This window comes from Rhodopseudomonas sp. NSM (assembly GCF_052445935.1).
Lineage (GTDB): Bacteria > Pseudomonadota > Alphaproteobacteria > Rhizobiales > Xanthobacteraceae > Rhodopseudomonas.
The window spans coordinates 162194-179549 of record NZ_JBQTCH010000006.1; the positions used below are offsets into that span (position 1 = coordinate 162194).

The 17356-nt window shown below is 66.8% G+C and carries 15 protein-coding genes; 6 read left to right on the forward strand and 9 right to left on the reverse strand.

Going from position 1 to position 17356, the window contains the following annotated elements:
* Nucleotides 1-11: 11 nt before the first annotated feature.
* The 4 genes from ACTZWT_RS16625 to cobS are packed head-to-tail and all read right to left on the reverse strand — an operon-like array spanning nt 12 to nt 4658.
* Complete coding sequence (locus ACTZWT_RS16625) at nt 12-1187, reverse strand: esterase-like activity of phytase family protein (protein WP_444770787.1); 1176 nt, start codon at nt 1185-1187, stop codon at nt 12-14.
* Between the two features lie 16 nt (nt 1188-1203).
* Nucleotides 1204-3099 carry a cobaltochelatase subunit CobT gene (cobT, locus tag ACTZWT_RS16630; RefSeq protein ID WP_444770788.1) on the reverse strand — a complete coding sequence of 632 codons (1896 nt, stop codon included), beginning with the start codon at nt 3097-3099 and terminating at the stop codon, nt 1204-1206.
* 5 nt (nt 3100-3104) lie between these two features.
* Nucleotides 3105-3617, reverse strand: a complete 513-nt coding sequence (locus tag ACTZWT_RS16635) for a DUF29 domain-containing protein (RefSeq protein ID WP_444770789.1) — start codon at nt 3615-3617, stop codon at nt 3105-3107.
* 45 nt (nt 3618-3662) lie between these two features.
* The gene (gene cobS / locus ACTZWT_RS16640; RefSeq protein ID WP_322514839.1) at nt 3663-4658 is read right to left on the reverse strand and encodes a cobaltochelatase subunit CobS; all 996 of its coding nucleotides are present in this window, start codon (nt 4656-4658) and stop codon (nt 3663-3665) included.
* A 289-nt stretch (nt 4659-4947) separates the two neighbouring features.
* On the opposite strand from cobS, the gene ACTZWT_RS16645 reads away from it, so the two are divergent.
* Nucleotides 4948-5574 carry a DedA family protein gene (locus ACTZWT_RS16645; protein ID WP_444770790.1) on the forward strand — a complete coding sequence of 209 codons (627 nt, stop codon included), beginning with the start codon at nt 4948-4950 and terminating at the stop codon, nt 5572-5574.
* A gap of 172 nt (nt 5575-5746) precedes the next feature.
* Here ACTZWT_RS16645 and ACTZWT_RS16650 read toward each other — a convergent pair whose 3' ends face one another.
* The gene (locus ACTZWT_RS16650; protein WP_444770791.1) at nt 5747-6394 is read right to left on the reverse strand and encodes a J domain-containing protein; all 648 of its coding nucleotides are present in this window, start codon (nt 6392-6394) and stop codon (nt 5747-5749) included.
* A gap of 104 nt (nt 6395-6498) precedes the next feature.
* Between ACTZWT_RS16650 and ACTZWT_RS16655 the strand changes: the two genes are divergently transcribed.
* A complete protein-coding gene (locus ACTZWT_RS16655; RefSeq protein WP_444770792.1) occupies nt 6499-6768 on the forward strand; it encodes a BolA family protein in 270 nt (89 codons plus the stop codon).
* A gap of 20 nt (nt 6769-6788) precedes the next feature.
* Here ACTZWT_RS16655 and ACTZWT_RS16660 read toward each other — a convergent pair whose 3' ends face one another.
* From ACTZWT_RS16660 to ACTZWT_RS16670, 3 genes are read right to left on the reverse strand one after another with little or no spacing between them, the layout of a single operon-like run.
* A complete protein-coding gene (locus ACTZWT_RS16660; protein WP_444770968.1) occupies nt 6789-8114 on the reverse strand; it encodes an HlyC/CorC family transporter in 1326 nt (441 codons plus the stop codon).
* Between the two features lie 14 nt (nt 8115-8128).
* On the reverse strand, nt 8129-9277 hold the full coding sequence (gene aroB, locus ACTZWT_RS16665) for a 3-dehydroquinate synthase (RefSeq protein WP_444770793.1): 1149 nt from the start codon (nt 9275-9277) through the stop codon (nt 8129-8131).
* Nucleotides 9274-9888 carry a shikimate kinase gene (locus ACTZWT_RS16670; RefSeq protein WP_444770794.1) on the reverse strand — a complete coding sequence of 205 codons (615 nt, stop codon included), beginning with the start codon at nt 9886-9888 and terminating at the stop codon, nt 9274-9276. Before ACTZWT_RS16670 ends, aroB begins: the two co-directional genes overlap by 4 nt.
* A 179-nt stretch (nt 9889-10067) precedes the next feature.
* Here ACTZWT_RS16670 and ACTZWT_RS16675 point away from each other — a divergent pair, with 179 nt between their 5' ends.
* The 4 genes from ACTZWT_RS16675 (at nt 10068) to ACTZWT_RS16690 (ending at nt 14206) form a co-directional block, all read left to right on the forward strand.
* Nucleotides 10068-10214, forward strand: a complete 147-nt coding sequence (locus ACTZWT_RS16675; protein WP_444770795.1) for a histidine kinase — start codon at nt 10068-10070, stop codon at nt 10212-10214.
* Nucleotides 10215-10230: 16 nt separating this feature from the next.
* The gene (xerD, locus tag ACTZWT_RS16680; protein ID WP_444770796.1) at nt 10231-11271 is read left to right on the forward strand and encodes a site-specific tyrosine recombinase XerD; all 1041 of its coding nucleotides are present in this window, start codon (nt 10231-10233) and stop codon (nt 11269-11271) included.
* A 165-nt stretch (nt 11272-11436) separates the two neighbouring features.
* Nucleotides 11437-12399 (forward strand): acetyl-CoA carboxylase carboxyltransferase subunit alpha, encoded by a 963-nt coding sequence (locus ACTZWT_RS16685; protein ID WP_444770797.1) that lies wholly within the window; start codon nt 11437-11439, stop codon nt 12397-12399.
* Nucleotides 12400-12751: 352 nt separating this feature from the next.
* The gene (locus tag ACTZWT_RS16690; RefSeq protein ID WP_444770798.1) at nt 12752-14206 is read left to right on the forward strand and encodes a L,D-transpeptidase family protein; all 1455 of its coding nucleotides are present in this window, start codon (nt 12752-12754) and stop codon (nt 14204-14206) included.
* 272 nt (nt 14207-14478) lie between these two features.
* Here the strand turns inward: ACTZWT_RS16690 and secA are convergent, their stop codons facing one another.
* A complete protein-coding gene (gene secA / locus ACTZWT_RS16695; protein WP_444770799.1) occupies nt 14479-17319 on the reverse strand; it encodes a preprotein translocase subunit SecA in 2841 nt (946 codons plus the stop codon).
* Between the last annotated feature and the right edge of the window lie 37 nt (nt 17320-17356).

Sequence of the window (17356 nt, forward strand, 5' to 3'; positions counted from 1 at the left end):
GGCGCGGCAAATCAATCGTCGACGAGGGTGAACTGCAGCAGCAGCGTCCGCTGCAGCATCGAGAAATTGTCGTCCGACACCATCGTCAGCACGGTGTCGCCTGCGGCGTCGAGATGGGCGTCGATGCCTTCCATATTGTCGATCTCCTGGCCGAGATCGGCGTTGAACAGCACGGGGCCGTCGACGACCGCGCCCGGCGTCAGCGTCGACAGCGCGATCCGCCGGATCCGGATGTGCCCGCCCTGAATCCAGGAGAATTTGCGCTCGAGGATCAGCAATTGACCGGACGGCAGCAGCACCGCGTCACTGACGTCGAAATCATCGGTGCGGCGGACTGCAAATTGCCCCGGCGTCTTGCCGCCGATCAGAAAGCCGATGATGTTGCGATCGGCGTCGAGGCCGCGCTCTGAGATCGCGATCAGCGTGCCGGCGAGCGGCAGGCCCTTCGGCACCACCACCAGCGATTCGATTCCCTTGTTGTTCGGCAGTTTGCGCAGGCCCGGCGGCACCGCGACCGGCTGCCCCATGGCGCGCACGCCGTCGCGGCCGAAATCGAATTTCACGATCTGGTTGACGCGCTCGTAGCCGACATAGGCGGTGGCCCCGTCGAAAGCCAGCGCTTCACTGTCGTACCATTTGCGCTTCGTCAGCGGCTGGCCGTCGGGCCCGAGCAGCGGCGCCGCCTCGACGTCGGCGACGCCGGTCATCTCGGCGCCGTTATAGACGATGCGCCCCGTGAACCAGACGCCGCGATCGCTGATCGCCACGAAGCGCTCGCCCTGCGGATCGAGCCGCAGCGCCGACAGGCCGCCGAAGCCGCGGAACGGCGAGGTCAGCATCAGCCCGCTGCGAAATTGCAGCGCGCCGAATCGCCGGCCGGCGCGGTCGCGCAGGTCGAAGGATTCGATCGGCCGCGCCCGCACCTGGATGCGCTCCGGCGCGGGGACGGCATCGGCGTCGCGCTCAGCCCTGGCGGCCTGCGCCAGCGCGGGACGCTGGGAGAAAACCTGCACCGACGCCAAACCGCCGAGGGCAAGGCTTCCAGCGATGAAACCTCGACGTGTCGTCTCCCCTCCCGCTTGCGGGGAGGGAGCCTGCCCCGGACTTGATCCGGGGGCAGGGGTGGGGGCTGCGTTGCTCGCGCTGTGCTCTTCCGGCTCAGCCGAGCGAGCGTTCGATCGCCTCATCGCGCTTCGCGCGCAGTCACGAATGCAGCCGGCGACGGCGGCCCGGCGCGGGAGCGTCCGCGGTTTCGCTGAACAGTTCGGCGAGCTTCTCGGTGATCGCGCCGCCGAGCTCTTCGGCGTCGACGATCGTCACCGCGCGGCGATAATAGCGCGTGACGTCATGGCCGATGCCGATCGCGATCAGTTCGACCGGCGAGCGGGTCTCGATCTCCTCGATGATATGGCGCAGGTGCCGCTCGAGATAGTTGCCGGGATTGACCGAGAGCGTCGAATCGTCGACCGGCGCGCCGTCCGAAATCATCATCAGGATCTTGCGCTGTTCGCTTCTGCCGAGCAGCCGCTTGTGCGCCCAGTCCAGCGCCTCGCCGTCGATGTTCTCCTTCAGCAGCCCCTCGCGCATCATCAGCCCGAGATTCTTGCGGGCCCGACGCCACGGCGCGTCGGCGGATTTGTAGATGATGTGGCGCAGATCGTTGAGCCGGCCGGGCGACGCCGGCTTGCCGGCCGCGAGCCACGCCTCGCGCGACTGCCCGCCCTTCCAGGCCCGCGTGGTGAAGCCGAGAATCTCGACCTTGACGCCGCAGCGCTCCAGCGTCCGCGCCAGAATGTCCGCGCAGGTCGCCGCCACGGTGATCGGGCGGCCGCGCATCGAGCCGGAATTGTCCAGCAACAGCGTCACCACGGTGTCGCGGAAGGTGGCTTCCTTCTCGCTCATGAACGACAGCGGATGGAACGGGTCGGTGACGACGCGCGACAGCCGGGCCGGATCGAGGATGCCTTCCTCGAGGTCGAAATCCCAGGCGCGGTTCTGCTGCGCCATCAGGCGCCGCTGCAGCCGGTTGGCGAGGCGCGCGACGATGCCCTGCAGATGCGCGAGCTGCTTGTCGAGATAGCTGCGCAGCCGCTCCAGCTCGTCGTGATCGCACAAATCCTCGGCGGCGACGACTTCGTCGAATTTCGGCGCGAAGGCGTGATATTCCGGCCCGCGCGGCTCGTTGGCGCCGCGATTGTTCGGCCGCGTCGCCTCGCCCGGCGTGTCGTCCTCGCCGGTTTCGGAATCGTCGAACGCATCCGAGGCGGACGCCTGCGCGCTCTCCATCGCGCTGTCGCTGACGTCGTCGCTGGTCGCCTCGGCCTGGTCGGCGCTCATCTCCTGGGCGGCTTCGCTCTCCGGCGTGCCTTCGGCGCCGGACTGATCGTTCTCGCCTTCCTGCTTGTCGTCCTGGTTCTCTTCCTCGTCCGAATCGGTGTCGCGATCGTCGCCGAGTTCGAGCACGTCGAGCAGGTCGTGGATGGCGTCGCCGAACTTCGCCTGGTTCTCGGCGAAGCGTTCGAGCTCGTCGAGCTTCGGCCCGATCTTGTCCTCCAGCACCGGACGCCACAGGTCGACCAGCTTCTTCGCCGCCGCCGGCGGCGCGAGGCCGGTGAGGCGCTCGCGCACCAGCATCGCCAGCGCGTCCGACAACGGCGCGTCGGCACGGTCGGTGATCTCGTCGAACTTGCCGCGGTGGAAGTGATCGTCGAGCATCGCGGTGAGATTCCTGGCGACGCCCGCCATCCGCCGCGCGCCGAGCGCCTCGACGCGGGCCTGCTCGACCGCCTCGAACACGCCGCGCGCTTGCGGATTGCCCGGCATCAGCTTGCGATGCACTTTCGGATCATGGCAGGCGAGCTTCAGCGCGATCGAATCGGCGTGGCCGCGCACGATCGCGGCGTCGCGCTTGCTCATTTTTCGCGCCGGCTCCGGCAGCCGCGCCTTGCCGGGCGACAGGCCGGGACGCTCGGCCGCGAAGCTGACCTCCAGCTCCGGCGTCTTGGCGATGGCGCGCAGGCACGACGTCACCGCCCGCTTGAACGGCTCGGTCGGCGCTTCCTTCGATCCGGTGCGGAATTTGGTGTTGGATGTGGTCATGCTGATCAACGCCGGCGTGGTGACTGCAATTCGTCGTACTCAATCACGCGTTCTACGATTGCCTGCCAATCGTAAGGACAAGTCGCGGGAAAGTCCGTTTCGGCCAGTCCAGTCTCCTTCACGGCATCGTCCACGGCGTCCTCATAACCTTCAACGACACCCTGAGAGATGCGCGGTTGCAGACTGGGGTTATCCCGCAGCACTCGAGCAATCCGCCTTCGATGCTCACGAATTGACAGCACCCAGCTGCGAGATCGCCGCTCTGATTGATGGTCCCACTTCAAAAGATGAAGTAGGACAATTCGAATGGCGCTTTGCAGCCTGTCGTATTCTGTCTTGCCCACGTCGCCCAACTCGTCCGCGATGTTGACGGCGTCGATTTCCGACATACGTCCAGCCTTGAGCAACGCGACTTGATCCTCGACCCAGCCGTATAGATCCTCTCGGTAGCCACGCGACGTTTTCGGCGCCGCCGGCTCGATCGGATCATTGCGCAGCTTCGACTTGGTCGTCGTCATCGCTTGCCTTCCGCCTCCCCCCGCAGGCAGGGAGAGGCTGTTTGGTCAGCTCATCGCCACATTCACCGAGCTTTCCGGCAGCTCGGCGTTGAAGCAGCGTTGGTAGAACTCCGCCACCAGCGGGCGCTCCAGCTCGTCGCATTTGTTGAGGAAGGTGACGCGGAACGCGAAGCCGATGTCGCCGAAGATTTCGGCGTTCTCCGACCAGGTGATCACCGTGCGCGGGCTCATCACCGTCGACAGGTCGCCATTGGCGAAGGCGTTGCGGGTGAGATCGGCGAGCCGCACCATCTTGTTGACGATGTCGCGCCCTTCCGGGTTGCGATAGTGCTTCGCCTTGGCGAGCACGATCTCGACTTCCTCGTCGTGCGGCAGGTAGTTCAGCGTGGTGACGATCGACCAGCGGTCCATCTGGCCCTGGTTGATCTGCTGCGTGCCGTGATACAGGCCCGATGTGTCGCCGAGCCCGATGGTGTTGGCGGTCGCGAACAGCCGGAACGCCGGATGCGGCTTGATCACCTTGTTCTGGTCCAGCAGCGTCAGCCGGCCGGAGACTTCCAGCACGCGCTGGATCACGAACATCACGTCGGGGCGGCCGGCGTCGTATTCGTCGAACACCAATGCCACGTTGTGCTGCAGCGCCCAGGGCAGGATGCCGTCGCGGAATTCGGTGACCTGCTTGCCGTCGCGGACCACGATCGAGTCCTTGCCGACCAGGTCGATCCGGCTGATGTGGCTGTCGAGATTGACGCGGACGCAGGGCCAGTTCAGCCGGGCCGCGACCTGCTCGATATGGGTCGATTTGCCGGTGCCGTGGAAGCCCGTCACCATCACGCGGCGATTGCGGGCGAAGCCGGCCAGAATTGCGAGTGTGGTGGCGCGGTCGAAGCGGTAGTCGCTGTCGACGTCGGGCACATGCGGATCGGCCTCGGAAAAGGCAGGAACTTCGAGGTCGCTGTCGATGCCGAAGACCTGGCGGACCGACACCTTCATGTCGGGCAGGCCGGTGATCTCCTGGGCTTTGGTCGTGGCGGCGGTCATCAATCCTCCGTGGTCCCGGACGCGCCCGAAACCCGATCTATGTGGTGGATGCGGTTGAGTGCGGATTTAAACCTAGCAGACCGCCGCGATCCGCAGAAGCCCGCCGTATGATCAAAGTTCCGTCGATGTTTCATTGAGATAGGCACCGAACCCGGTTTTTGGAAGGCTGCCCTGCGAAACAGCGGGCCGTTCGAGCCGGCGTCGCCGGCCCGGGCCGCGCAACGCTTCCTGAGCCGCATTGGCGTAGACTGCCCCCCATCGACACCATCCCGCGCTTGCGAGGCCCTGCGTGAACGCCTTTCTCGATGCCCTGATCGCCTTCGCCTCCGCCCATCGCGAGCTGGCCTATCTGACGCTGTTCACCGCCGCGCTGCTGGAGGCGGTGCCGGTGCTGGGCACATTGGTGCCGGGCTCGACCATCATCCTGGCGCTGAGCGCGCTGATTCCGGGCGGGCAGCTCGATCTGGCCGGCGTGCTCGCGGCGGCGGCGGCCGGGGCTGCGATCGGTGACGGCGCCGCCTACTGGATCGGGCATCGCCAGCAGCGGCGCATCCTGTCGGCGTGGCCGATGGCGCGCTATCCGGAAGTGGTGGCGCGCGCCGAGGCGTTCTTCGTGAAATTCGGCGGCTGGGCGGTGTTGTTCGCCCGCTTCGTGCCGCCGATCCGCGCCTTCGTGCCGATCACCGCGGGCGCGCTGCAGATGCCGCCGGCGCGGTTCTTCGCGATCAACATCCCGGCGATCCTGCTGTGGGCGCCGGCGCATGTGCTGCCCGGCGTGCTCGCCGCGACCGCGCTGGAACAATCGCACGGCCGATGGCACCACTGGCTGCCGGTGGTCGCGGGCGTCGCCGGCGTTCTCGTTCTCGCGGGCTGGCTGCTGTGGCGGCGACGGCGGGGCCGCGCTCAGGCGACCTGACGGCCGCGCTGCATTACTCCCGCCACACGCAAGACCTCATGGTGAGGAGCGACGCGCAGCGGCGCGTCTCGAACCATGGCGCAGGACACTCATCCTTCGAGACGCCTGGCTTCGCCAGGCTCCTCAGGATGAGGACCCGAGGGATGAGGACCGAGGTCCATCGAGGCCCGGCTCAGGTCCGCACCACCGTCTTCAAGTAATTATACGCCTTGATGATCTCGATCAGGCGGTCCTCGGTCGAGCGGTCGCCGCCATTGGCATCGGGATGATGCTGCTTGACCAGCGCCTTGTACTTCGCCTTGACGACCTCGAGCGTGGCGTCGCTGTCCAGCCCCATCACCTGCAGCGCCTTGCGCTCGGCGTTGAACACCTTGCGCGGCTCCGACTTGGTCTGCTCGGCCGACGGATCTGGCCCGCGCCGCCAGCGGCTGCGGCCGTTGAACTCGTTGATCACATTGAAGGGATCGGCGGCGCCTTCGAGATCCTCGGGATTCCTGGTCCGGCTCTTGGCGCCGTTCTGGCCCATCTTCCAGGTCGGGCGATGCCCGGTCAGCGCGTCCTTCTGATAGCGCGCCACCGCGTCGGCATTCATGCCCTCGAAGAAATTGTAGCCCTGATTGTATTCGCGGACGTGATTCAGGCAGAAATGCCAGTAATCCTTCTCCAGCCCGCGGCCCTTCGGGGCGCGATGCGCGCCGCGATTGGCGCAGCCCGGCGCGTCGCACATGATCACCTGTTCGCGCGCAGCCTCCTTCGCCGCCGCGGCCTTGGACGGCTTGACGCGGATCTTGTCGAAGAATTTGGACGAGTCGATTGCCATGCGTGACTTTGACTACGCCTCGGGCCGAGCTTCAAGTCTTGACATTATCAGCAAGCCCCGGGTTGATGGTGAGAGCGGGCGAAGAACGAACGATCGGTCGGGACATGGGCGTCAAGGACAGTCTCACACAGAAGTTGCGCGATGCTTTCACGCCGGAAAGCCTCGAGGTGATCGACGAATCCAACCTTCATGAGGGTCACGCCGGCCATTCCGGCCGCAGCGAGTCGCATTTCCGAGTGAATATCGTGTCGGGCGCATTCGCCGGCAAGAGCCGGATCGACCGCCACCGCATGGTCAACGACCTGCTGGCCGCGGAACTCGCGGGCGGCGTCCACGCGCTGGCGCTCAAGGCCAAGGCGCCGGGCGAAGCGTAAGCGGCGCCACGCGCCGGGGCTCAAGCCGCGGGGCCGCTGATGCGCGCGATCTTGCCCTTCTTCTTGTCGGCGAGTTCGGCTTCCGTCTCGCGCAGCACCGGCACGATGCGCAGCGCGGTGATGCGATTGCGCTCGCGGCGCAGCACGCGGAAGCGGAAGCCGTGGAAGGTGAAGCTCTGGCCGCGATCCGGAATCGAGCGCGCCTCGTGGATCACCAGTCCGGCGATCGTGGTGGCTTCCTCGTCGGGCAGATTCCAGTCCATCGCGCGATTGAGATCGCGGATCGGCACCGAGCCGTCGACCACCACCGAGCCGTCCGGCTGGGTTCGGACGCCGGCGACCACGACGTCGTGCTCGTCGGAAATGTCGCCGACGATTTCCTCGAGGATGTCCTCGAGCGTCACCATGCCTTCGACTTCGCCGTATTCGTCGACCACCAGCGCGAAGTGAGTCTTGCGCGAGCGGAACGCCTTGAGCTGCTCCGACACCAGCCGCATCTCCGGCACGAACCACGGCGGCAGCGCGATCTTGTCGACCACGATCTTGCTGGCGTCGCCGTCGGCCGCGCGCATCGCCCGCAGCAGATCCTTGGCGTGCAGCACGCCGATGATGTTCTCCGGCTTCTCGCGCCACAGCGGAATCCGGGTGTACTCCGTGGCAAGCACCTCGCGCACCAGTTCCTCGGGCGGCAGATCGGCGTTGACCATCACCATCTCGGTGCGATGGACCATGACGTCGGAGACCTGCAGCTCGCTGAGATCGAGCAGGCCGCCGAACATGTCGCGGTCGTGCTTGGCGACGCCGCCTTCGTGATGGATCAGTTCGACCGCGCCGCGCAGCCGCTCGGTCCCCGACAGCAGCGACGGGTGTGCGCCGGCCTTGATCCCGAGCAGCCGGATCAGCACGCGGACCAGCGCCTCGATCACCGTCAGCAGCGGACCGAGCAACAGCACCATCAGCCGCATCGGCTTGGCGACCGACAGCGCGAAGCGGTCCGGCGCGTTGATGGCGACGGTCTTGGGCAGCACTTCGGCGAAGATCACCACCAGCGCCGTCATCACCGCGGTGGCGTAGAGCACGCCGAACTCGCCGAACCACGCCGTGAACAGGCCGGTCGCCAGCGCCGAGGCGCCGATGTTGAAGATGTTGTTGCCGAGCAGCAGCGCGCCGATCATCCGCTCGCGCGTCGCCAGCAGCCGGCCGACGATGCCGGCGTTGCGATTTCCCTGCTTCGCCAGCCGCATCATGTTGGCGCGCGAAGCCGCGGTCAGCGCGGTCTCGCTGGCGGAGAAGAACGCCGAGCCGAACAGGCAGGCGATCACGATGCCGAACGCGAACCAGTCCATCATGTCGCGCTCGCTCACGACGCGTGCGCGAGCTGCCGGGCCAGGAAGTCGCGAACCGGCTCCGGCTCGACATTGTTGGCGATCACGGCGCGGCCGATCCCCTCCATCAGGATGAAGGTGAGCCGGCCGCGCTTGACCTTCTTGTCCTGCGCCATCAGCGCCAGCAGCGCGTCGGCATCGGCCAGTCCCTCCTGCGCGAAGCCGGCGATGTCCTGCAGCCGCGTCGGCAGGCCGACATCGGCGAGATGGCGCTGCAGCCGGATCGCGTCGGCCTCCGGCATCATGCCGCGCGCGGCGGAGAACTGCGCCGCCAGCACCATGCCGATGGCGACGCCCTCGCCGTGAAACAGCCGGTCGGAGAAGCCGGTGGCGGCCTCCAGCGCATGGCCGAAAGTGTGGCCGAGATTGAGCAGCGCGCGCTCGCCGTTTTCGCGCTCGTCGCGCGCCACGATCGCCGCCTTGGCGCGGCACGAGGTGGCGATGGCGTGCTCGCGCGCCGGGCCGCCTGAAACGATCTCGGCATGATTGGCCTCGAGCCAAGCGAAGAACGCCTCGTCGCCGAGCGCGCCGTATTTGGCCACTTCGGCATAGCCGGCGCGGAACTGCCGCGGCGAAAGCGTGTCGAGCACCGCGGTGTCGGCGATCACCAGAACGGGCTGATGAAAAGCGCCGAGCAGGTTCTTGCCCTGCGGCGAGTTGATCCCGGTCTTGCCGCCGACCGAGGAGTCGACCTGCGCCAGCAGCGAGGTCGGCACCTGCACGAAATCCACGCCGCGGCGCAGGATCGACGCCGCGAAGCCGGCGAGATCGCCGATCACGCCGCCGCCGAGCGCGATCACCAGATCGTTGCGCTCGATCTTCGCGGCGATCAGCGCCTCGCTGACTTCCGCCAGCCCCGCATAGGTCTTGGAGCTTTCGCCCTCGCCGACGACGATGCGTTGATGCGCGATGCCGGCCGCATCCAGCACCGCCTCGGTGTTCGTCAGCCAGTGCCGCGCCACGGTGCGATCGGTGACGATCGCGGTGCGGGCGCCGGGCCGCAGCTTCGCGATCCGCTCGCCGAGCGTGCCGAGCACGTTGCGGCCGATCACGATGTCATAGGCGCGATCGCCGAGCGCGACCTCGACCTTGATCGGAGCGGAATGATTCAGCGGCGCGGTCATGATGTCTCGCTCAGGGTTGGGGCGGGGGTGCCGCAGAGATAGTCGTGCAGCGCGGCAACGCATTCGTCGACGATTTTCTCGTGCGGCACATCGCGCGACGCGATCGTGAGATCGGCGCCACGATACACCGGATAGCGCTCGTGGATCAGCCGGGCGATGGTTCCGGCCGGATCGGGCGTCTGCAGCAGCGGCCGGTCGGCGCGGCGCTTGACCCGGCGCAGGATGACGTCGGCCTCGGCCTCGAGCCACATCGAGACCGCCTTGTCGCGGATCCGCTCTCGTGTCTCCCCGCGCATGAACGCGCCGCCGCCGGTCGCCAGCACCTTGGCCCCGCCGTCGAGCAGCCGCGCGATCACCCGCGCTTCGCCGTCGCGGAAATGCGGCTCGCCGTGGGTCTCGAAGATCTCCGGAATCGTCATCGCGGCGGCGTGCTCGATCTCGGTGTCGGCGTCGAGAAACGGCAGCCCGAGCCGCAGCGCCAGCCGGCGGCCGACGGTCGACTTGCCGGCGCCCATCATGCCGATGAGCACGACCGGGCGCTCGCCCAGCGCCGCGACGATCTCGGCTTCCTGGGACCTGGCGGCGGCGGCCGACGGTGCGGTTTCAGACATAGTCGTATCACCCGTGGGCTTGGGCGCGGGATCGCTTGGGCTCGGAACGGCCAGCTATACTACTGCGGTTGCTGCGGTTGCCAGAGTCTCTTGCCACGCGCAGGCGAACATGGTCATCGTCGGCCGTCATCCAGCAATTGCGCCGGCAATCGCCGTTCCACCGCCGCCGAGATCAGCGAATGCCTACCTTGTTCCGCTTTTTGTCGGTCGTCGCGGTGATCGGCGGCCTGATCTACGGGGCGATCTTCGCACTCGCCAACTTCACCGGCCCGAAATCGCGGGAAATCACCGTGGTGGTGCCGCAGGACAAATTTCTCAAGAAATAGCCGGTAGGCTCGTCGCATGCGAAAACCGCGAGCGAGATTCAGTCCTTCCGCCAACGTTCCGGCCGCCCAAGCCGAACGGGACACCAAGCCGCTGCGGCCCGCCTCCTATTCGGATGCCGGGCTGAGCGAGCTGTTTCTCGACATGATCGCCGCCGAACAGGGCGCGTCCGCCAATACGATCGACGCCTATCGCCGCGACCTCGCCGACCTGTCGGCCTATCTCACACGCCGCCGCAAGAGCATCGCCTCGGCCGACACCGAGGCGTTGCGCGGCTATCTCGCCGATCTGGATACCCGCGGCTTCGCCTCGTCGAGCGTGGCCCGGCGGCTGTCGGCGCTGCGGCATCTGTTTCGATTCCTGCTGAGCGAGCGCATCCGGGTCGACGATCCGGCGGCGATCCTGTCCGGGCCGAAGCGCGGCCGCGGGCTGCCGAAAGTGCTGTCGATCGCCGACGTCGACCGCCTGCTCGGCTGCGCGCGGCAGGAGGCCGACGCGGCGGAGGGCCCGGCGGGATTGCGCGCCGCACGGCTGTATTGCCTGCTGGAGGTGCTGTACGCGACCGGGCTGCGCGTCTCCGAGCTGGTGTCGCTGCCGCGGACGGCGGCGCGGGGGGATGCGCGGATGATCGTGGTCCGCGGCAAGGGCGACAAGGAACGGCTGGTGCCGCTCAATACCAGCGCCAAGCAGGCGATGACGCGCTATCTGGCGACCGCCGCAGCCGCCGAGAAGGCGATGGCGGGCGACAAGAAAGCCGGCGCGCCCGCCTCGAAATGGCTGTTTCCGTCGTTCGGCGAGAGCGGCCATCTGACCCGGCAGCATTTCGGCCGCGACCTCAAGGAGCTTGCCGCGCGCGCCGGCCTGCAGCCGCGGCTGGTCAGCCCGCACGTGTTGCGCCACGCCTTCGCCAGCCATCTGCTGCACAACGGCGCCGACCTGCGGATCGTGCAGACCCTGCTCGGCCACAGCGACATCTCGACCACGCAGATCTACACCCATGTGGTCGAGGACCGCCTGAAGAGCCTGGTGCGCGACCTGCACCCGCTGGCGGAGGGCTGAGGCCGGCGCGCCTTGCCGCAACGGGCTTGCAACAGCAGCGGCGCCTGATTCTTTTGCCTAGGACCGCCGGGGTGCCCAGCCGCTTGACTTGATGCCCGGTTGGCTCGAAAAGCCCTTGCCGGGCCGATGTCGGCCGCCGCAGCAGCCCTCCCCATGTCCCTGGTCATGTCCGAGCCCATGCGCAGCTATCTCGACTTCGAAAAGCCGGTCGCGGAACTCGATTCCAAGATCGACGAATTGCGCGCGCTGGCTGCCTCCGGCAGCGACATCCACGAGGAAGTCGCGAAGATCGAGGAGAAGGCCGTCCAGGCGCTCAACGAGCTGTATGCGACGCTGACGCCCTGGCAGAAGACCCAGGTGGCGCGGCATCCGCAGCGGCCGCATTGCGTCGACTACATCGAAGCGCTGATCACCGAATTCACGCCTCTGGCCGGCGACCGCAAGTTCGGCGAGGATGAGGCGCTGATCGGCGGCTTCGGCCGGTTCCGCGGCGAGAGCATCTGCGTGATCGGTCAGGAGAAGGGCTCCTCGACCGAGACCCGCCTCAAGCACAATTTCGGCATGGCGCGGCCCGAAGGCTACCGCAAGGCGGTCCGGCTGATGGAAATGGCCGACCGCTTCGGCATTCCGGTGCTGTCGCTGGTCGACACCGCCGGCGCCTATCCGGGCATCGGCGCCGAGGAGCGCGGCCAGGCCGAGGCGATCGCGCGCTCGACTGACGCCTGCCTGTCGCTCGGCGTGCCGAATGTCGCCGTGGTGATCGGCGAAGGCGGCTCCGGCGGCGCGATCGCGATCGCCACCGCCAACAAGGTGCTGATGCTCGAACACGCGATCTACAGCGTGATCTCGCCCGAAGCCGCCTCCTCGATCCTGTGGCGCGACGGCACCAAGGCGCAGGAAGCCGCCAATTCGATGAAGATCACCGCCCAGGACCTGCTGAAGTTCGGGGTGATCGACCAGATCCTGCCCGAGCCCAAGGGCGGCGCCCACCGCGACCCGGATGCGATGATCGCGACCACCGGCGACGCCATCGCGGCGGCCTTCGCCGAGCTCAGCGGCCTCGATGCCGGCGCGGTTCGCACCAAGCGTCGTCAGAAATTCCTGGAAATCGGCCGCAAGCTGGGCTGACCCCCGGCGGCGCGACATTGCCGGTTTGCTAACCATCCCGTCGGCCTGTCCCCGATTTTGCCCGCCCGCCGCAGTTTCGCCGCGGGGCCGCAATTCAGTGTTCCTTGACCACGTTCGACGGGGAGCCGGTGCGGCCAGCCGCCCGGCTTGCGACCGCCCGGGCTTAAGGATAATCTTTCGTGAGTGCAGGATGCGCCGTGCCAAAGCGACAACGTCCTGCGCTTCTTGGTAAATTCGCGCGATACAATTCGACCCAATGGGCCGGAGGGATCGTGTCAGTGCGACGGACTGAGCTGCTCATTGCTCGAATGATCAAGGGTGCAGGTTTGCCGGTCGTCTGGGGAGCTTCGCTGTGACGAGAACTCCGCTGCTGCGCGCGCTGCTGGCTTCCGCCGTGATCGCCGCGAGCGCCGCGCTGGCCGGCTGCAACAGCGACCAGATGTCGCTCGCCAGAAACGCCAGGGCCAACCAGCCGGTGCCGCCCAAGCTCGTCGCCGCGATGCAGGACAAGAACATGGACCTGCAGTCGCCGATCCTGGTGCGGCTGTTCAAGCAGGAAGCCGAACTCGAGGTCTGGAAGCAGGACCGCAGCGGCGTGTTCGCGCTGCTCAAGACCTATCCGATCTGCCGCTGGTCAGGCGATCTCGGCCCGAAGATCCGCGAGGGCGACCGCCAGGCGCCGGAGGGGTTCTATTCGATCTCGCCCGGCCAGATGAATCCGCAATCGTCCTATTACCTGGCGTTCAACACCGGCTATCCGAACGCGTTCGACAAGTCGCTCGGCCGCACCGGCTCGCAACTGATGGTGCACGGCGATTGCTCGTCGCGCGGCTGCTACGCGATGACCGACGAACAGATCGCCGAGATCTACGCGCTGGGTCGGGAGTCGTTCTTCGGCGGCCAGCGCGCGTTCCAGCTGCAGGCCTATCCGTTCAAGATGACGCCGGCGAATTTCGCCAAGCATCGCAACAATCCGAACATGCCGTTCTGGAAGATGCTGAAGGAAGGCTACGACCACTTCGAAGTGACGCGGCAGGAGCCGAAGGTCGATTTCTGCGAACAGAAATACGTGTTCGACGCCGCCCCGCCGCCCGGCGCCACCAGGCCGCTGGCGTTCAATGCGTCGGCCAAATGCCCGGCCTATACGGTGCCCGCCGACATCGCCCACGCGGTGCGCGAGAAGGACCACAAGGACCAGACCAAGCTCGCCGAACTGATCGCCAAGGGCACGCCGGTGGCGCGGCTGCGCACCGGCATCGACGGCGGCATGCATCAGGTGTTCGCCTCGAAGATCCCCGACGCTTCGACCGGCCTTTCCGAAGCCGACGAGAGCCCGGTATCGCTGGCGATGGAGCGCGCACCTGGCACCATCCCGCCGACGGTGAATCCGCCGCGGCCGTCCGACAATCTGCTGCAGAACGCGCCCGAAACGACGGCCGTGGCCGCGACCTCTGCTCCGACGACACCGCGCGTCGCCTCGGCGGCGAAGGACGACATTGGCGGCCTGCTGTCCGGCCTGTCGCGCCGGGTCGGCAGCGGCGAGACCACCGCGTCGACCGCCCCGCCGCCGTCCTCGCCGCCGCAGGTGATCACCGCGCGGCGCAGCGAAGCCACGCCCGCGCCGCCGCGGCCGCAGGCGGCGATGCCGAGGTCGAACGACACCAAACAGGCCGCCGGCCGGCCGCCACTCAAGCCGTCGGTCGACACCCACGGGGCGACCGCAGCCCGGCCGACCGGCGCCATCACCGGCGCAGCGCCGGTGGTGTCGTCGAACAATTTCGACAGCAGGTTCTCGGCGTTCCGCTGAGGCGGCGCGCCTTCGGCCGCCGGCCGAGATCAGCAACACCCACCACCGTCGTCATTCCGGGGCGCGAGCGTCAGCTCGCGAACCCGGAATCTCACGTCGCGAACAACCTCTGGATTCCGGGTTCGCTCGCTTCGCGAGCGACCCGGAATGACGACCTGATGGGTCGCTCTCTCGGTGGCGACATCGTCACGACTCGGATTCTGCGGTCCTCAAACGCAAAATGCCCGGCGCGAGCCGGGCATTGCTGCGATTCGACGACCGAGGTCGAGCGCTTACGCGTACCTGCCGTGGCAGTGCTTGTACTTCTTGCCGGAGCCGCAGGGGCAGTCCTCGTTGCGGCCGACCTTGCCCCAGGTGTCGGGGCGGTTCGGATCGCGTGCGGACTTCTCGACGGTGTCGGCCGGCGCCAGCGAGACGTTGGCGAATTGCATTTCGTCCTCGCCGGTGTTGGGGTCCATTTTGTGGACCTCCATCGGCGGCAGCTCTCGCGGCTGCTCCGGCGGGATGATCTCGACCCGCATCAGTTGCGCGGTCACCGCCTCGCGCAGATGCGCGCTCATCTCCTGGAAGAGGTTGAACGCCTCCGACTTGTATTCCTGCAGCGGGTCGCGCTGGCCGTAGCCGCGCAGGCCGATCACCTGGCGCAGATGATCCAGCATCACCAGATGCTCGCGCCACAGATGATCGAGCGTCTGCAGCAGGATGCTCTTCTCGGCGTAGCGCATCACGTCGGGGCCCCATTGCGCCACCTTCGCCGCCATGTGCTCGTCGAACACCTTCTCGAGCCGCGTCAGCAGCTCTTCGTCGGCGATGCCTTCTTCCTTGGCCCATTCGTCGACCGGAATATCCAGGCCGACGACGCGGTTCAGCTCTTCCTTGAGGCCGGCGACATCCCACTGCTCGGCGTAAGCGTGCTCGGGCACGTGCTTGCTGACCAGATCCTCGATGAAGGTGTGGCGCATGTCGGTGACGGTCTCGACCACGCTGTCTTCCTTCATCAGCTCGATGCGCTGATCGAAGATCACCTTGCGCTGGTCGTTCTGGACGTCGTCGAACTTCAGCAGGTTCTTGCGGATGTCGAAGTTGCGCGCCTCGACCTTCTGCTGCGCCTTCTCCAGCGCCTTGTTGATCCAGGGATGGATGATCGCCTCGCCTTCCTTGAGGCCGAGCCGGGTCAGCATGGTGTCGAGCTTGCCGGAGCCGAAGATCCGCATCAGATCGTCGTCCAGCGACAGGAAGAATTTGGAGCGGCCGGGGTCGCCCTGACGGCCGGAGCGGCCGCGCAGCTGGTTGTCGATGCGGCGGCTTTCGTGGCGCTCGGAGCCGATGATGTAGAGGCCGCCGGGGCGCTTGACGGTCTTGGCCGGCTTGTTGCCCTTGGCCGGCTCGATCTCGATCTCGTCTTCGGCGTTCAGCACGATCTCGCGGAAGCGCTCGATATCGGCCTTGATCTGCTCGATCTTGGCGGCCTTCTCGGCCTCGTCGGTGATGCCCGCGGTTTCCTGCGGCACCCGCATTTCCAGCGAGCCGCCGAGCTTGATGTCGGTGCCGCGGCCGGCCATGTTGGTGGCGATGGTAATCGCGCCCGGCACGCCGGCCTCGGCGACGATGTAGGCTTCCTGCTCGTGGAAGCGCGCGTTCAGCACCGCGAACAGCTTGGCCGGCTTGCCGGCGCGGGCCGCCGCATAGAGCTTCTCCAGCGCCTTCGGATCGCCGAAGTCGATCTGCTTGTAGCCGTTCTTCAAAAGGAAATCGGCGAGCAGCTCGGACTTCTCGATCGACGCGGTGCCGACGAGGACGGGCTGAAGCCGCTTGTTGGCGCGCTCGACCTCGGCGAGGATCGCGGCGTATTTCTCCGCCTGCGTGCGATACACCTCGTCGTCCTCGTCGAGACGCGAGATCGGCAGGTTGGTCGGGATCTCGACCACTTCGAGCTTGTAGATGTCGTAGAACTCGTCGGCTTCGGTCGCAGCCGTGCCGGTCATGCCGGCGAGCTTGCCGTACATCCGGAAGTAGTTCTGGAAGGTGATCGAGGCCAGCGTCTGGTTTTCCGGCTGGACCGTGACGTGCTCCTTGGCTTCCAGCGCCTGGTGCAGGCCCTCGGAATAGCGCCGGCCCTGCATCATGCGGCCGGTGAATTCGTCGATGATTACCACCTCGTCGTTGCGGACGATGTAGTCCTTGTCGCGCTGGAACAGCGTGTGGGCGCGCAGCGCCTGGTTGATGTGGTGCACCACCGAGACGTTCTCGATGTCGTACAGCGACTCGCCCTTGAGCTGGCCGGCGTCGCCGAGCAGCTTTTCGATCTTCTCCATGCCGGCTTCGGTCAGCGCCACCGAGCGCTGCTTCTCGTCGATGTCGTAGTCCGACTTGTCGAGGCTCGGAATGAAGGTGTCGATGGTGTTGTAGAACTCGGAGCGGTCGTCGAGCGGGCCGGAGATGATCAGCGGGGTGCGGGCCTCGTCGATCAGGATCGAGTCGACTTCGTCGACGATGGCGAAGAAATGGCCGCGCTGGACCATGTCCTCGAGCCGATACTTCATGTTGTCGCGGAGATAGTCGAAGCCGTATTCGTTGTTGGTGCCGTAGGTGATGTCGCAGGCATAGGCCCTCTGGCGCTCGCTGTCGTCGAGGCCGTGCACGATCACGCCGGTGGTCATGCCGAGGAAGGTGTAGATCTGGCCCATCCAGCCGGCGTCGCGGCTGGCGAGGTAGTCGTTGACGGTGACGACGTGGACGCCCTTGCCGGCGAGCGCGTTGAGATAGCAGGCCAGGGTGGCGACCAGCGTCTTGCCTTCGCCGGTCTTCATTTCGGCGATGTCGCCTTCGTGCAGCACCATGCCGCCGATCAGCTGGACGTCGAAATGGCGCTGGCCGAGGGTGCGCTTGGCGGCCTCCCGGACGGTGGCGAAAGCCGGGATCAGCAGGTCGTCCAGCGTCTTGCCGGCGGCGAGCTGGGCGCGGAAATCGTCGGTGCGCGCGCGCAGCGCGTCGTCGGACAGTGCAGCGATCTCCGGCTCCAGCGCGTTGATGGCGGTGACCCGAGCCTGATAGGCCTTGATCCTGCGATCGTTCGAAGAGCCGAAGAGTTTGCGGGCGAACGCGCCGATCATACCAGCTTCCTGTCCTTGCGATGTGACTTCGCAGCGT

What these genes read in the sequence shown, in the direction of transcription:
- ACTZWT_RS16635 (WP_444770789.1), bottom strand. Translation starts at nt 3,617, where the DNA reads ATGACGACGACCAAGTCGAAGCTGCGCAATGATCCGATCGAGCCGGCG.
- ACTZWT_RS16655 (WP_444770792.1), top strand. Translation starts at nt 6,499, where the DNA reads ATGGGCGTCAAGGACAGTCTCACACAGAAGTTGCGCGATGCTTTCACG.
- ACTZWT_RS16660 (WP_444770968.1), bottom strand. Translation starts at nt 8,114, where the DNA reads ATGGACTGGTTCGCGTTCGGCATCGTGATCGCCTGCCTGTTCGGCTCG.
- ACTZWT_RS16675 (WP_444770795.1), top strand. Translation starts at nt 10,068, where the DNA reads ATGCCTACCTTGTTCCGCTTTTTGTCGGTCGTCGCGGTGATCGGCGGC.
- aroB (WP_444770793.1), bottom strand. Translation starts at nt 9,277, where the DNA reads ATGACCGCGCCGCTGAATCATTCCGCTCCGATCAAGGTCGAGGTCGCG.
- ACTZWT_RS16650 (WP_444770791.1), bottom strand. Translation starts at nt 6,394, where the DNA reads ATGGCAATCGACTCGTCCAAATTCTTCGACAAGATCCGCGTCAAGCCG.
- ACTZWT_RS16670 (WP_444770794.1), bottom strand. Translation starts at nt 9,888, where the DNA reads ATGTCTGAAACCGCACCGTCGGCCGCCGCCGCCAGGTCCCAGGAAGCC.
- cobS (WP_322514839.1), bottom strand. Translation starts at nt 4,658, where the DNA reads ATGACCGCCGCCACGACCAAAGCCCAGGAGATCACCGGCCTGCCCGAC.
- xerD (WP_444770796.1), top strand. Translation starts at nt 10,231, where the DNA reads ATGCGAAAACCGCGAGCGAGATTCAGTCCTTCCGCCAACGTTCCGGCC.
- secA (WP_444770799.1), bottom strand. Translation starts at nt 17,319, where the DNA reads ATGATCGGCGCGTTCGCCCGCAAACTCTTCGGCTCTTCGAACGATCGC.
- ACTZWT_RS16625 (WP_444770787.1), bottom strand. Translation starts at nt 1,187, where the DNA reads ATGAGGCGATCGAACGCTCGCTCGGCTGAGCCGGAAGAGCACAGCGCG.
- ACTZWT_RS16685 (WP_444770797.1), top strand. Translation starts at nt 11,437, where the DNA reads ATGTCCGAGCCCATGCGCAGCTATCTCGACTTCGAAAAGCCGGTCGCG.
- cobT (WP_444770788.1), bottom strand. Translation starts at nt 3,099, where the DNA reads ATGACCACATCCAACACCAAATTCCGCACCGGATCGAAGGAAGCGCCG.